Below are 15342 nucleotides of genomic sequence, written 5' to 3'. Positions count from 1 at the left end.
CTTTGCTCCTAACTGCCCATCCCAAAATCCTATAGAAGATATTTGGTTACAAGCAAAAACCTGGGTTAGACGTTTTTGCGCTTTAATTCCAACATTCTCTCATTTAAAGTGGATGTTTGAGTGGTTTCTCCGAAACACTACCTTTGATTTTCTCTCTCTCCAGATGTACGGAGCTTTTTCAGAAATCAAATACTAGTCCTATAGCCCGCTTTTGTCACTTTCCGGGAGGGCAATTGCTAGAAGTCTTATGAGGCAATCAATACAAGCTATCCTATTAGAAAAAAATGGGTCTTGTATTTGTGATTAGAAAATAATCGTGCGATCGCTTGCTATGCAAAAGCTCTAGAATTCAGCAATAGCAAATGTTTTCGGAGAGTGACAGAACAGGGATAGTACGAAGAACACCATCAACTAATGCTGAAAGACTAGTATTTTGTTTTTGCCATAACGGTTTGATGTCTTGGCGCTGAAATGTGACTTCACCGTTAGGTTTGATTACCCAAATATAAAGTTCTGATTCTTGGCTTTTTAGTTTACCTTCTACTTTGAAGTAATCGTAAATAATTGAATATTGCACCAAGGTAGAGTTTTGCTGTTTGGCAATTTGTTTTATCTCGTTGACTGTTGGTGCGGATAGCGATTTCATATCGCTATTCGCTTTATTCAAGCGAGATGATAGTAACTCCACAAACGCCCTAGCGCGTCCACGTTCGGATATTTCTAAAGCTGCATCGACTTTATTTTGGGCGATGAGAACTTGTTGTAAAGTAATGTATGTGACTCTTTGTGTCTCAAAAATTGAAACTTTGTTGGTGTCACTTAATCTTTTATCTCGCAGAGATTCTTTAACTTTTATTGCCTCATACAGTGTTTTCTCCGCTGCGATGAGATTACCAGATTTGTAGAGAGCAAGTCCTAAATTGTTTAAAGACTGTCCCTCACCGAGACGGTCTTTGATTTCACGGGCGATCGCTAAATGCTGCTGCTGGTACTCAATGGCTTTGGGGTAGTCTCCTAGTGAAGAGTAAGCAAGACCGAGATTTCCCAGTGATCGTCCCTCACTCAGACGGTCTTTAATTTCACGGGCGATGGCTAATACTTGCTGTAGATACTCAATAGCTTTGGGGTAGTCTCCTAGTGATAAGTAAGCAAGACCGAGATTTCCTAGTGCTGCTCCCTCACCCAGACGGTCTTTAATTTCACGGGCGATCGCTAACCATTGCTGCTGGTATTCTATGGCTTTGGGGTAGTCTCCTAGTGAATAGTAAGCAAGACCGAGATTTCCTAGTGATTGTCCCTCACCCTGACGGTTTTTGATTTCACGGGCAATGGCTAATCTCTGCTGCTGGTATTCTATGGCTTTGGGGTAGTCTCCTAGGAAATAGTAAGCAACACCAAGATTTCCTAGTGATTGTCCCTCACCCTGACGGTCTTTAATTTCATGGGCAATGGCTAAACTCTGCTGCTGGTATTCAATGGCTTTGGGGTAGTCTCCTAGGAAATAGTAAGCAACACCAAGATTTCCTAGTGATTGTCCCTCACCCCGACGGTCTTTGATTTCACGGGCAATGGCTAATCTCTGCTGCTGGTATTCTATGGCTTTGGGGTAGTCTCCTAGGAAATAGTAAGCAACACCAAGATTTCCTAGTGATTGTCCCTCACCCTGACGGTCTTTGATTTCACGGGCAATGGCTAATCTCTGCTGCTGGTATTCTATGGCTTTGGGGTAGTCTCCTAGGAAATAGTAAGCAACACCAAGATTTCCTAGTGATTGTCCCTCACCCTGACGGTCTTTGATTTCATGGGCAATGGCTAAACTCTGCTGCTGGTATTCAATGGCTTTTGAGTAGTCTCCTAAAGAATAGTAAGCAAGACCGAGATTTCCTAGTGATTGTCCCTCACCACTACGGTTTTTGATTTCACGGGCAATGGCTAATATCTGTTGCTGGTATTCAATGGCTCTGGGGTAGTCTCCTAGTGAATAGTAAGCAAGACCGAGATTTCCCAGTGACTGTCCCTCACCCAGACGGTCTTTAATTTCACGAGCGATCGCTAAACTCTGCTGCTGATACTCAATGGCTTTGGGGTAGTCTCCTAGATTAAGGTAAGCAAGACCGAGATTTCCCAGTGACTGTCCCTCACCAAGACGGTTTTTAATTTCTCGGTAAATAATTAGTGCTTGTTGCCAAGATTGTAATGCAGCTTCAAATTGACTGATTTGATACTGCTGATTACCTTGCTCTAACAGTCTATCTGCTTCGGCTTTGCGTGGGTCTGTAGTTTGTGCTGAAGCGACTGAGTTGGGGTTGAAGAGAAAATTTAGTTTGGGTAAATCTAAGTGGATGCTGAGAATCGCAGTCAGCAAGGCGATGAGGGCATATTTGCAGAGTTTGGGGGGCATGGGTTTAATTTAGTAATTTGTAATAATGCTTGCAGACTCGTGCTTCTCTACAAAACACTCCGCGAAGCTGCAATTACGTAATTTGTAATGAAAAAGGTTAGATTTAGTCTAAGTTTACGCGATGTGCGACTTATTCTTGAAACCCCTCTCCAAACCTCTCACGCCAGTTGCTACAACGGGGGGAACCCCCGCAACGCACTGGCTCCCCTGCAAGGAGAGAGGCTTTAATTATTACTCCCCTTCCCTTGCAGGGAAGGGGTTGGGGGTTAGGTCTGAGAGAAAGTTGCACACGGCGTTAAGTTTATAGGTTTTTATCTGTAGCTTTTATAAAAGACTCGTCCGCGAGTATTCAAGACTCGTCCGCGAGAATCAAAGACTCATCCGCGAGAATCAAAGACTCATTCACGAGTATTCAAGACTCGTCCACGAATATCAAAGACTCGTCCGCGAGTATTCAAGACTCGTCCGCGAGTATCAAAGACTCGTCCGCGAGTATTCAAGACTCGTCCGCGAGAATCAAAGACTCATCCGCGAGAATCAAAGACTCGTCCGCGAGTATTCAAGACTCGTCCACGAATATCAAAGACTCGTCCGCGAGTATTCAAGACTCGTCCGCGAGTATCAAAGACTCATCCGCGAGTATTCAAGACTCGTCTGCGAATATCAAAGACTCATCCGCGAGTATCCAAGACTCGTCTGCGAATATCAAAAACTCATTCACGAGTATCAAAGACTCATTCACGAGTATCAAAGACTTATTAATGAAGTTTTAAGACTCATTTATGAGTATTCAGAGGTTATTTAACGCGATGTGTGACTTATTCTTAAAACCCCTCTCCATAGCTTGCCTTATTTGTACACAGTAGATTCTTTTTGGTGAAGCAACCATAGAATTCCGTTGAGGAACACTGTATTATTTTTGAATATTTTCTCAAATATTCTTTCCGACACGGCAGTGATGACTATCCGCCATGCAACTGAAACTGATTTACCTGCGATCGTAGCTATTTATAATGCTGCAATTCCCAGCCGTCTCGCCACCGCTGATTTAGAACCTGTGTCGGTAGAAAGTCGCATGGCTTGGTTTCACGCGCGATCGCCATCTGTGCGTCCTCTCTGGGTAATTGAACAAGAGGATAGAATTGCTGGATGGCTGAGTTTCCAATCATTTTACGGGCGACCAGCTTACAATTCAACTGCCGAAATTAGTATTTATATTGCCCCGACTTTCCACCGTTGCGGTTTGGGACGACAACTTTTAGTCCAAGCAATTCATGAAAGTCCTCGTTTAGGCTTAAAAACCCTTTTGAGCTTTGTTTTTGCCCATAATCAACCAAGTTTAAAACTATTTGAAGCATCGGGGTTTCACCGTTGGGGACATTTACCTCAAGTAGCCGAAATCGACGGTATGGAACGGGATTTAATAATTATGGGGCTACGAATTGGCAAGTAACAAAGCTTGAACTTCCTCCCCTGGTGAAATGAATGTTTGACCCACTGGTAAAACAGCTAAGGCATTGGTTTGAGCTAAGTTAATTAAATTGCCAGAACTATGACTACCACCAGCTTTGTGAAATTCGTAAACACCGTTGATTAGATATAAGCGACCCCAGATATAAGTTTCGCGTTTGCCATTGGCGCGTAATTCATCATGCGATCGCACCTTTACAAATTTTGCCTCCCAACCCTCAGCAAGTCCAGCCAGTTTTTTAATTGCTGGTTGTACAAACCGCCAAAAAGTTACTAAAGCCGAAACAGGATTTCCCGGTAACCCAAAGTAAAGCGCTGAGTGTTGATTAGGGAAACTAGCAACAGTTAAGGGTTTACCGGGAGTCATTTCTACAGCACGAATATGGATTTTTGCTGCTAAAGCTTCAAGAATTTTGTCAACATAATCATATTCACCTACAGAAACCCCACCAGAAGAAAGCACAATATCAGCATTATTTATGGCGTAGGCAATTGTTTGTTGTAAAGCATCTGGATTATCTTTTACAATCCCTAATAATAAAGGTTCTGCGCCACTTTCTCTGACTAAAGTTGCCAGGGCATAATCATTAGAATCGACAATTTGTCCTGGTTGTAGGGGTGTATTTGGTGTGACTAATTCATCGCCAGTTGCAAAAATTGCCACGCGCGGACGACGATAAACCTTGACTTCGGGACACTGTGCTGCTGCTAATACGGCAATTTCCGCCGCCTTTAATTTAATTCCTGGTGGTAAGAGTTGGGTTCCTGCTTGATAGTAGGATGCTTTGTGTCTGACAAATTCTTGTGGTTGGGGTGCAGCCAGAATTAAAACGCGATTTTCCTCCCGGCGTGTCCTCTCCTGCATAACTACGGTATCTGCACCCGCTGGAATTACCGCACCAGTAAAAATTCGGGCTGCTTGTCCTGATTGAATTGTGGATTTTGGTTGATACCCAGCCGGAATTTCCTCAATAATTTCTAAAATAGCTGGTTGTTCAGCGTTAGCTTGCTTTACATCTTCGTAACGGACTGCATAGCCATCCATCGCAGAATTATCCCAATGAGGAAAATCTAGCTGACTAGTGATGGGGTTTGCCAGAATGCGATCGCTTGCTGCCCATAAATCTACAATTTCTACATCCCGTTGAGCATCTAACGGTTGCACCAAATTTAAAATAATTGCTTCTGCATCTTTGACTGACAACATAGAACAAACTATAAATATATTTTTTAATTTTGCATTTTGAATTGGTATGACAACTGAGTGCTAATTCTAAATATTTGTTAATATTGTAAGGATTCAAGTCAGACGGTATTGATTGATTTTTTCATGCCTAATTAGCTTTTAAATTCGGAGTGAGCAATGCTTTAAAGCTATGAAGCCATTATTGAAAATGGTCAAGTTAAATGGCTAACAGATGAACCAAAAATATCCAAAGCTCATGTAATAGTCACGATTCTTTCGGATACCGCACAACTTGGATTACGCCGCACTCCCCCAGATGCGATCGCAGGTAAAGGTAAAACGTTAGGTGATTTAGTCAGTCCCATCGTTGAGGAACAGGATTGGGAATGTCTGAAATAGTCGTCCTCCCTTCGGATGATGCGTTACGCTACGCGATAACACTACAGATACTAATGTTTATTGAACAGTAAATTTATTTCTTTCACCAAATTAGAGTAATGCTTCCAACAATTATGACGTTCTGGGGCATCTAACTTTTTACTCTTACAATAAATAATAAACCAAGCAAGGTCAATAATGTCTTTTTGTTGGCGATTATTTAAAGAAGTACACTGATTAATCATTTCGATATAATTCAGTTTCCTGAAGAACATTTAATAAATCAATTTCCTGAATTTTTCCAATAGCTGCGGAATCTTCAACTTGAGTGAATAGATAATTGCGATGAGTCTCTAGTTGTTGTAGTGCAGCAGAAAGATTTTTAAAATTTCCTTCTACCTGTTCAATTTTCTGAGCAAGAGGTTTACGCTTTTCGATAGTGCTGATAATTCTTGTTGAGACATCCATTGCACAGCACATTTAAATTTACTTAAGCAAATGGTATATCAAAGCACTTATTACCTACAAGACTGGTTAGATGAACTACACAAATTGATACACATTTTTACTCTTATCAATTTAAATATGAATTTACTTTACAAAATCGAATTCAAAGTTCAAAAATATCAGACGAAGCTTACTTAACTACCCTTTGTTAAACTAACCTCATCAAAATAGGGGATATTTTCGTGTTTCAAGCAAGCACCTAAGCCATCACCTTAATATTATAGGACTTACGCACGAGTCACGGAATAACGTAGACGCGGTAGCGGCTTGCCGCAGGCTACCACAGAGGCGCAGAGGTCACGGAGAAATGAGAGTTTCAGAGATATTTTGCGTAAGTCCTATATTAAAAATAGAAGCATAGATTATTTTACAACGCTTAAATAAAAATACTTGTTTTATTATGACGATCGCAAAAGTTACGCAAAAACATTATCCTAAGGCCGAAATTTGGCGGCGCGGTATGGCTTTGGGATTGGATTTCCTGGGTGCTTGGTTAGTCAGTTCGCTATTTGGTAGTAACAGTCTTGGGATTCAATTAGTTCAAGTTCTAGTTTTTATCTTCTGTTGGCTGATTTTGCGGGTGGTGGTGGTATTTAACAATCAAGGGCAAAGTTTAGGGCGGTGGGCTTTTGACCTGAAAATACTAGAAGTTGAAAATGGTCAAGTAGTGGGTAGAGTGCCAGAGTTGCTGGCGCTGGTGAAGCGAGAAGCTATAATTTGCTTTGGTGCTTTGTTGGTGGCGATCGCCCTCGGCAACATCCGAGCTAATCCCACTGCTATACTGCTAATACTTCCTCTGGCAATAGACTGTGGTACAGCTTTCTCTGATACCCATTTGCGTCAAGCTTTGCATGACCGTTATGCTAGGTCTTTTATAGTTTCGTCACGTCGGGGCTACTCACTTGATCTAAAAATCAAGCGCTTAGTTGATACTTTGCAAAAAAATGTGCGAAGATAGTTATTTGTGTTAATTTCTCTTCAGGCTTTACTGTTTGTAAGATTATGGCTAAGAGTAAAGGTGTCCGCATAATAGTGACACTAGAATGTACCGAGTGTCGTAGCAATCCAGACAAGCGTTCTCCTGGTGTGTCCCGGTATACCACCATGAAGAATCGTCGTAATACGACCAACCGTTTAGAACTGAAAAAGTTCTGTACCCATTGCAATAAACATACCGTTCACAAGGAAATTAAGTAAAGATGAGCTATTATCGTCGTCGTCTGTCTCCAATTAAGCCAGAAGAGCCAATCGATTATAAGGATGTTGATTTATTGCGTAAGTTTATTACCGAGCGGGGTAAAATACTACCTCGTCGGATTACTGGGCTAACTTGTCAGCAACAAAGAGCCTTAACATTAGCAATTAAACGCGCACGGATTGTAGCATTGTTACCATTCATCAACGCCGAAGGTTAAATCAATTTTAAATTTAGGATTTTGCAGAAAGTAGGCGGTGTCGGTTTCCGTCCCGCCTAACTTTTAAAGACAGATTTTGGATTAACAGGAAAAGCTTTGTCTTTCTGAGTCCAAAATCTCAAATCTGAATAATAAAGTGTAAAATTGGTTCCTACATAAAATTAATAGGATTCAAGATTTAATAATAAATCTAAAATCCTTCTTGGAAAGTTTGCTCAAGTCGAGCCAGTGCGTTGCGGAGGTTCCCTCCGTTGTAGCGACTGACATGGGAAACCCGCCCACGCAACTTTCCGCAAAATCCAAAATCTAAAATTAAAAGAGTGCGAGAGTTGTGGAGAAGGGGACGCTAGTTGAATTTAGGGTTCAAGGCGATCGCCGTCTGGGTGTGGTAGATCGTCCAGATGGAAAAACCCGTTGGTTTGTGGTAGATGAACGTGGTCAATCCCACAGCCTCGCGCCTAGACAAATTACTTATACAGTTAACGGACAAACCTACAAGTCCTCTGAGATTACAAAATTTCTGGAACAAGTCCAGCCTTATTTAGACCCATCCAGCTTAGAAGTAGCTTGGGAATTACTAGTGGAGGATGGGGAGACAGTCTCACCAGCCGAAATGGCAAATCTGCTATTTTCAGAATCAGAACCAGCCCCTTGTTATGCAGCCCATTGCTTGTTGTCAGATGATAAGCTTTATTTCAAGCAAAAAGCAGACGCTTACGAACCACGCACAGCGGCTCAAGTAGCAGAGCGTAAACACCAGATAGAAGTAGAAGCCCTCAAAGCTAAGGGACAGCAGGAATTTTTGACTCGTGTAGAACAGGCGCTCAAAGGTGAGGCTGTAGAATGGCAAAGGCACGATCGCCAGCGCCTTGAAGCATTAGAAAAATACGCAGCGCTGCTGGCAGATATTGTGCGAATGGGAGTCAGTTATGATACTCTCCCTAGGGCTTATCCGCCACCAGCACCAGTTTTAGAAACGATGAATATGTTGGGGAGACCAGCAACCCCTCAAGGAGCTTTTCAATTATTGATAGACCTGGGCTGGTGGAGTCCTTACGAGAACTTGTTCCTGCGTCGTTCGTCAATTCCAGTTCAGTTTCCTAGCAAGGTATTAGAAGTGGCGCAACAGCGTTTGGATTCCCCAACCACAGACTTAGATGTAAATCGCCTGGATTTGACCCATCTAAAAGTTTACACAATTGATGATGAAAGTACGACCGAGATCGATGATGGCCTCAGTTGGGAATCACTCTCCGATGGGCGAGAAAGGCTGTGGACTCATATTGCTGATCCGACTCGTTGGTTAGAGCCAGAAGACGACTTAGACTTAGAAGCCAGAAAGCGGGGAAGTACAGTTTATTTACCCACAGGCATGGTTCCCATGTTTCCGGAAATCTTGGCAACTGGGCCAATGAGTCTGGTACAGGGAAGAATTTGCTGCGCCCTGAGTTTTGGAATTATTTTAGATAGCAACGGGGCGGTAGAAGATTACAGTATTCATGCCAGCTTGATTAAACCGACTTACCGTCTCACCTACGAAGATGTGGATGAGATGTTGGAATTAGGAGTGCAAGCAGAACCAGAAATTGCAGCGATCGCTACTTGGGCAAAAAAGCGTAAATCTTGGCGCTACAATCAAGGAGCCATCAGCATCAACATGCCAGAGGCAATGATTAAAGTCAAAGACGACGAGATTAGCATTGATATTTTAGATGATTCTTCATCACGGCAACTGGTGGCAGAAATGATGATTCTGACTGGCGAAGTTGCTGCCCGTTATGGTCAGACTCATAATATACCCTTGCCCTTTCGCGGTCAGCCACAGCCAGAATTACCGCCAGAAGAAGAATTAATTCAGCTACCTGCTGGATTTGTCCGCTCTTGTGCAATGCGGCGTTGTATGCCTAAGAGTGAAATGAGTATTACCCCTGTACGCCATGCAGGTTTAGGTTTAGATACCTACACCCAAGCAACATCTCCCATTCGCCGCTACAGTGATTTACTTACCCACTTTCAACTAAAAGCCCACCTGCGCGGCGAAGTGCTGCCATTTTCCGCAGAACAACTCAAAGAAGTAATGATGACTGTCTCTACCATTACCCAAGAGCTAACAATGGTAGAACGACAAACTAATAGATATTGGGCTTTAGAATATCTCCGCCGCAATCCAGAGCAAATTTGGCCAGTCACAGTCTTAATGTGGCTGCGAGAAGACAGTAACTTGGCACTGATTTTGCTAGAAGATTTGGGCTTGCAATTGCCAATGTCCTTTAAACGTTCTGTAGTTTTAGGCGAACAGTTATTAGTAAAAGTTAGCATCGCAGATCCGCAAAAAGACATGATCCAATTTCAGGAAATCATGTATCAAGAAGCTCAATCTGTGACAAATTAATTTTGAAAATTATCATGAAATTATTAACAAAAGTCAAAAACATTATATTAGTTCATGGTTTTTGGGCGGATGGCTCTTGTTACAACGAAATTATTCCAACATTGTTGGCAGAACGCTACGAGGTTATTGCAGTTCAAAACCCACTAACATCTCTAGTGGATGATGTTGCTGCAACGAAACGTGCGCTGGATCGCGCTGAAGGTAATTGTATTTTGGTTGGTCATTCATGGGGTGGTTTTGTCATTACTGAAGTCGGCAACGACGAACGAGTTGTTGGTTTGGTGTATATTGCTGCACTTGCTCCCGATGCTGGTGAATCTATGGTTGATCTCATGAGTAAATATGGAACTCCTTCACCCCATTTCCAAGAAAAAAATGGGTTTGTTTGGATTTCTAAAGAAGGTGTTGATGAAGTTTTGGCAAATGATCTCTCGGAAGAAAGAAAAGCATTAATCTATACAACCCAAACAGCACCCTCTACATCGTTAACGGAAGTGAAGGCAAGTTTGCCCGCTTGGAGAAATAAACAAAGCTGGTATATCTTAGCGACAAACGATAAAGCAGTTCCGCCTGACTTACAGCGTGACTTGTCTGAGCGAATGGGTGCGAAAACAGTTACTGTGGAATCAAGCCATTTTCCCATGATTTCGCACCCAAAAGAAGTGTTGGAAGTAATCAGAGAAGCTACGGCGAATAGTTAATCAAAACAAAACCGCAGTCGAAAAATTCTGGTGCAGCGGACTGAAGAACACCATCAGTCTTGAGTTTCTGGTTTATAGCAGTCGCTGATCGCGAACGTTCGTCGCCATCAAATCAATACTCGGTATTTTTGCGATGAAATTATCAGGCGATCGCTATCTCAAAACAGACTGAATCACCACGCTCTATTTTCGAGCTAAAGTATAAAATAATGTATTTCTAAAAGCCGGAGGCTATTTTGTACGGAGCCAATCCGAAAGATAAACATCCAATGAAGGGATTTCCGCAAATTTGTTTTATTCAGAACACTGTTTCAAATCCCAATATCATCATTGGGGATTATACCTATTACGATGATCCGGAAGACTCAGAAAATTTTGAGCGTAACGTCCTATACCACTTTCCATTTATTGGTGATCAGTTAATTATCGGAAAATTCTGTGCCTTGGCAAGAGGTGTAAAGTTCATTATGAATGGTGCAAATCATAATTTAGATGGGTTTTCGACGTTTCCGTTTCAGATATTCGGCAACGGCTGGGAAAAAGTTGAGCCTCAATCGAAAGAATTGCCGTATAAAGGTAATACAGTAATTGGGAACGATGTTTGGATTGGCTACGAATCAGTAATCATGCCGGGTGTACAGGTAGGAGACGGAGCTATCATCGCAGCAAAATCAGTTGTCGTGAGTGATGTTGCACCCTACACAATTTTCGGGGGAAATCCAGCTAAATGTATTCGTCAACGGTTTGATGATGAGGTAATCAAATCATTACTTGAAGTAGCTTGGTGGAATTGGGATATTGGGAAGCTTACACGTAACCTGGAGAAGATCGTAGCGGCAGATATTAAAGCTCTAATAAATTGTGAGTAAAAGCGCAGTAGAACAATTCTGTTGGAGCAGACGACTGGTAGGGTTGCTTAGTGTTGTTACACAAGTTTTCGACAGCCGCTAAACAGACTCGTTCCTCAAGTGTGAGGTAAGCAAAATGAAGTTTGTCGCCATCAAATCAATACTCGGTATTTTTGCGATGAAATTATCAGGCGATATCTAACTAAAACAAGCCTTAAATATCCTGCTGTCTTGAGTCGGACAAACGCTCTCGTTGGTTTTGCCAGACGCGTTTATGATTTAGGTAGTAGAGTCAATACAAATGTATGCCAGTCTTAGCATCTAAATCTTACATAGAGTGTCGAAACGATGCTTATTGGGTAGAAGGAACTCGGATATCCCTTGACTCGATTGTCTACGCCTTCCGACAAAGGTTATCGCCTGAAAGTATTGTTCAGTCTTTTCCGTTGCTGACACTTGAACAGGTTTATGGAGCGATCGCATTTTATCTGGCGAATCGTAATGAAATTGATGCTTACTTAGCAGCAGAAGAAGCGGCATTTGATTCTATGCTCCAACCTCTTCAAGCCAGTGATCCTGATTTGTATAACAAACTCATAGCGGCTAAAGCAGCAAGACAGCAGGTAGAAGAGAAATAGAACAGCGTGAAGTGCTTGATTTTGCATTGATGCAGCGATATTTTCATGCAATAACATTCTTCACAATTAGTTACCTTACAATGGATGCTAATCTAGCAACTGCAAAGTAGGCAATGAACACTAGAGATAATGCCCCAATAGATGATGGTTCGTCGGCAGATTTGGTATCTGTAACAGAGTTGCAGAACCAGCTTAATGACTTACTCAAACAACTATCACCTGAGCGACTACAGGTGCTGGCTGATTTTGCAGCTTACTTGGCAAATGCTGAAAGTGAAACTGCGACCCAAGAACTTTTGGCAATTCCTGGATTACTAGAGCGAGTTAAGCAAAATCAAGCAACCCCTAAAGCTGAGTACACCAGTTGGAGAACCCTTCGCTCCGATGTATGAAGTTCTTCTCCATCCCGATGCCCAAACGGTTTATGTTAATGCCGACAAAGCCCTAGCGAAGAAAATTGCCCGATGTTTGCAGCAGTTAGAGCAAACTCCCCGGTCACACCCTAACATCAAAGCCCTCAAAGGAGATTATACAGGCTACTATCGCTACCGTATTAGGGACTACAGGGTGATCTATTCCGTAGACGATGAACTGGTTTAGGTATTAGTTATAGCAATTGCCCATCGTAGTGAAGCGTATGAACCATAGGGAGAGTAAGGTAAGCCAAATGAAGTTTGTCACAATCAAATCAATACTCAGTATTTTTGCGATGAAATTATCAGGCGATCGCTAACTAAAACAAACTTTAACAGCACAACTAAATCCAGGCAACAGCGGACTAGTTAAATTATCCTCTTTAAATAAAGTTGCAGCTAATTTTAAAATTGCATTTTCCCGGCGATAAATTTCGACTGTTTCTTTTTCTCGGTCAAAAATCCAGTATTCTCGCACCCCCTGAACTGAGTAGAGTTTGAGTTTTAACTGCTTATCTCGTTTTTCTTGCACTTCTCCAGGAGATAGCACCTCTACGACTAATTCCGGCGCACCTGTCAAGTGTCCAGATTCATCTAAAATTTCTGACAAACGCTGATTACTTACCCAAACTACATCAGGAATCACGTTATCATCATCAGTGAAAATGATTCCAACACCAGTAGCCGCATCTCCTAACCCCGTCTGCCTAGACCAGAGTTTTAGCTGCGTGCAAGCATTATCAGCAACATTTTGGTGTTTCCAATGAGGCGCTCTAGTCACAAATAATTCTCCGTCAATTATCTCATAACGCTTGCCATCGTCAGGAAATAACTCTAAGTCAGCCGTTGACCAACGGACTTTTTCGGATGCAGTGGAAGTCATACAATTTTGGATTTAGGATTTTGGATTTAGGGAGTGCATTTTCATCTTTATTTGTCACTCCCTACTCCCTATCTTATAAATTAACTAGCGATCAGCTACGCTGGGCAGTTACGCCATCGCCTCTGCTTTTTCTGCTTCTGGTACATATGGTTTTTCTACACCTTGCGCCAGATACTCTGCTAGTTGACTTTCAATTTCGTCGCGGACAATTTGGCGATATTCGAGGAAATGCTCATTATGGGCGCAAACAGCAAGATAGTGTGTAGCCACATTAGGGTTACGCTTGATAATACTGAACAAATGATGCCAGAATTTCCAACGAGTTTCCCGTTTAATTCCTTGTCGCCAAACTACAATCAACAGTGCTTTTAGTTCTACCCACGCTGGCATTTTAAAGGGTGCTTTCCATTTGGGTGAACCTAGCATTAAGAAGCAGCGATAGGTGCGGTCTAAATATTGTACTGGGTCATATAAAGCACAAAACGCCTCAACATATTCCCTGGCAAGTTCCTCTAAAGGACGGGTGGGAACGAAGTTCATCAACGTTGTTTGGTTGATATTACTTTCTTTATTTTCCCGCAGTCTACCTTCTTTTTTCAACCGATGCCACAATGCTGTATTTGGTAGCGCTTGTAACATGGCAAAAGTGGTTGAGGGAATGGCTGCTTGTTCGGCAAAACGGACGATGCGATCGCCTGCACCTGCTTTTTCGCCATCGAACCCAATAATAAACCCAGCCATTGGACGCAACCCAGCTTTGATAATGGTTTCTACTGCATCTATCAAAGAGTTACGGGTATTTTGAAACTTCTTAGTTAATTGCAAGCTGTCTTCATCTGGTGTTTCAATTCCCAAAAACACCGCCGAGAAACCAGACTCAACCATCAACTCTAGCATTTCCGCATCTTGTGCTAAGTCAACGGAAGCTTCAGTATCAAATTTAAAGGGATACTGATGTTGCTCCATCCAGACTTTTAACTCTTTCAGCAACAACTTCACATTCCGTTTGTTACCGATAAAGTTATCATCCACCATGAACACACCCCGCCGCCAACCCAATTCATAGAGATAATCCAACTCTGCCAAAAGTTGCTCTGGAGTTTTAGTACGTGGTTTACGCCCGTATAGTACGATAATGTCGCAAAATTCGCACTGAAAGGGACAGCCCCGCGAAAATTGCACCGACATCATATCGTAGGCATTCAGTTCTAATAAATCAAAGCGGGGTACTGGTGTACTTGTTACATCCGGTTTTTCTGCGGTGCGGAAAGTCCCAGAAGTTTCTCCTCGTTGAATCGCCTCAACAAACATTGGTAAGGTGATTTCCCCTTCGTCCAAGATCAGGAAATCTGCACCAACATTTTCAACTGCATGAGGTGTTGAAGTTGGGTATGGGCCACCGACTGCCACCAACTTACCACGGCGTTTTGCTTCTTGAATTTGCTCTAGTAAATCCTGCTTCTGGACAATCATCGCGGAGAAAATAACTACATCTGCCCAAGCCCATTCTGCTTCTGTCGCGGGGCGAATATTGCGATCAACCAGTTTAAATTCCCATTCTTGGGGCAGAATCGCCGCGACGGTTACTAAACCCAAAGGCGGTAATAAAACCTTGCGATCGACTAAATCCAGAATCTTTTCGTATGACCAAAAGGTTTTGGGAAATATCGGATAAACTAATAAAATTCGCATGTAGTAGCAATCCTCACACTTAGATTTTAATCCACTCTAACGGAAATAATTACTTATTGACTTTTAACTATATTGGCTTTAGCTTACCGTTAATGGTTTTAACTGTGCAATTAGTAACTAAAAAAGACTTTGCGCCTCAGTAGTGAAAATATTCAACGTTGTGAAGATAGGATGACCTCCGCTGACCCATTGTGTAAGAGGTCAAGATGGTACAGACATCTGCCAATCCAGAAACAGAAACCCTACTGATTGAGTTTTACACCTATTCCCTAGCAGGGAATAGGTTAGGGGTTAAGTTTGAGATAAAGTTGCACACCGCGTGAAATAATCTCAGTAGAGCCATTTTTTGTAAGTAATTGAAGTAGAATCTGTTCGCGCAAAGGCGCAAAGTTGTTTTTTGCGCCTTTGCGCGAAACCA

Annotated in this window: 15 protein-coding genes and 1 pseudogene; 11 read left to right on the top strand and 5 right to left on the bottom strand. The window is 42.3% G+C overall.

Translation table 11 applies throughout. From position 1 onward, the window contains the following. Positions 1-196: pseudogene (locus IQ259_RS18310) on the top strand (IS630 family transposase); the annotation flags it as partial. A gap of 153 nt (positions 197-349) precedes the next feature. Here the strand turns inward: IQ259_RS18310 and IQ259_RS18305 are convergent. Then, positions 350-2401: a tetratricopeptide repeat protein gene (locus IQ259_RS18305; RefSeq protein ID WP_228014618.1), complete on the bottom strand. Its 2052-nt coding sequence runs from the start codon at positions 2399-2401 to the stop codon at positions 350-352. A gap of 958 nt (positions 2402-3359) precedes the next feature. Between IQ259_RS18305 and IQ259_RS18300 the strand changes: the two genes are divergently transcribed. Beyond that, positions 3360-3854, top strand: coding sequence for a GNAT family N-acetyltransferase (locus IQ259_RS18300; RefSeq protein WP_193887338.1), 495 nt, complete (start codon positions 3360-3362; stop codon positions 3852-3854). On the opposite strand, the gene glp is transcribed toward IQ259_RS18300, so the two are convergent. Together glp and IQ259_RS18290 are read right to left on the bottom strand one after the other, a co-directional pair. After that, positions 3837-5078 (bottom strand): gephyrin-like molybdotransferase Glp, encoded by a 1242-nt coding sequence (glp, locus tag IQ259_RS18295; protein ID WP_193887336.1) that lies wholly within the window; start codon positions 5076-5078, stop codon positions 3837-3839. The two genes, IQ259_RS18300 and glp, sit on opposite strands and share 18 nt — an antisense overlap. 594 nt (positions 5079-5672) lie before the next feature. Continuing rightward, on the bottom strand, positions 5673-5903 hold the full coding sequence (locus IQ259_RS18290; RefSeq protein WP_193887334.1) for a hypothetical protein: 231 nt from the start codon (positions 5901-5903) through the stop codon (positions 5673-5675). Between the two features lie 439 nt (positions 5904-6342). Here IQ259_RS18290 and IQ259_RS18285 point away from each other — a divergent pair, with 439 nt between their 5' ends. The 9 genes from IQ259_RS18285 (at position 6343) to IQ259_RS18245 (ending at position 12536) form a co-directional block, all read left to right on the top strand. Continuing rightward, complete coding sequence (locus tag IQ259_RS18285; protein ID WP_193887332.1) at positions 6343-6900, top strand: RDD family protein; 558 nt, start codon at positions 6343-6345, stop codon at positions 6898-6900. A 44-nt stretch (positions 6901-6944) separates the two neighbouring features. Next, the gene (rpmG, locus tag IQ259_RS18280) at positions 6945-7139 is read left to right on the top strand and encodes a 50S ribosomal protein L33 (protein WP_193887330.1); all 195 of its coding nucleotides are present in this window, start codon (positions 6945-6947) and stop codon (positions 7137-7139) included. Between the two features lie 2 nt (positions 7140-7141). Beyond that, positions 7142-7357: a 30S ribosomal protein S18 gene (gene rpsR, locus IQ259_RS18275; protein WP_193887328.1), complete on the top strand. Its 216-nt coding sequence runs from the start codon at positions 7142-7144 to the stop codon at positions 7355-7357. Between the two features lie 331 nt (positions 7358-7688). Next, positions 7689-9749: a ribonuclease R family protein gene (locus IQ259_RS18270; protein WP_193887326.1), complete on the top strand. Its 2061-nt coding sequence runs from the start codon at positions 7689-7691 to the stop codon at positions 9747-9749. 14 nt (positions 9750-9763) lie between these two features. Next, positions 9764-10450, top strand: a complete 687-nt coding sequence (locus tag IQ259_RS18265; RefSeq protein WP_193887324.1) for an alpha/beta fold hydrolase — start codon at positions 9764-9766, stop codon at positions 10448-10450. A gap of 233 nt (positions 10451-10683) precedes the next feature. Then, positions 10684-11319: a Vat family streptogramin A O-acetyltransferase gene (locus tag IQ259_RS18260; RefSeq protein WP_370568050.1), complete on the top strand. Its 636-nt coding sequence runs from the start codon at positions 10684-10686 to the stop codon at positions 11317-11319. Positions 11320-11603: 284 nt separating this feature from the next. Next, on the top strand, positions 11604-11936 hold the full coding sequence (locus IQ259_RS18255; RefSeq protein WP_193887320.1) for a DUF433 domain-containing protein: 333 nt from the start codon (positions 11604-11606) through the stop codon (positions 11934-11936). 113 nt (positions 11937-12049) lie between these two features. Next, positions 12050-12328 (top strand): hypothetical protein, encoded by a 279-nt coding sequence (locus IQ259_RS18250; protein WP_193887318.1) that lies wholly within the window; start codon positions 12050-12052, stop codon positions 12326-12328. After that, positions 12321-12536, top strand: coding sequence for a type II toxin-antitoxin system RelE/ParE family toxin (locus IQ259_RS18245; RefSeq protein ID WP_193887316.1), 216 nt, complete (start codon positions 12321-12323; stop codon positions 12534-12536). The genes IQ259_RS18250 and IQ259_RS18245 overlap by 8 nt, the downstream gene beginning before the upstream one ends. A 129-nt stretch (positions 12537-12665) precedes the next feature. Here IQ259_RS18245 and IQ259_RS18240 read toward each other — a convergent pair whose 3' ends face one another. Both IQ259_RS18240 and IQ259_RS18235 read right to left on the bottom strand, forming a co-directional pair. Beyond that, positions 12666-13232, bottom strand: coding sequence for a Uma2 family endonuclease (locus IQ259_RS18240; RefSeq protein WP_193887314.1), 567 nt, complete (start codon positions 13230-13232; stop codon positions 12666-12668). Positions 13233-13340: 108 nt separating this feature from the next. Then, positions 13341-14924 (bottom strand): B12-binding domain-containing radical SAM protein, encoded by a 1584-nt coding sequence (locus tag IQ259_RS18235; RefSeq protein WP_193887312.1) that lies wholly within the window; start codon positions 14922-14924, stop codon positions 13341-13343. Positions 14925-15342 lie beyond the last annotated feature (418 nt).

This window comes from Fortiea sp. LEGE XX443, from assembly GCF_015206815.1.
In the GTDB taxonomy this organism is placed as follows: domain Bacteria; phylum Cyanobacteriota; class Cyanobacteriia; order Cyanobacteriales; family Nostocaceae; genus Nostoc_B.
This window is presented reverse-complemented; position numbering and strand designations above follow the sequence as displayed.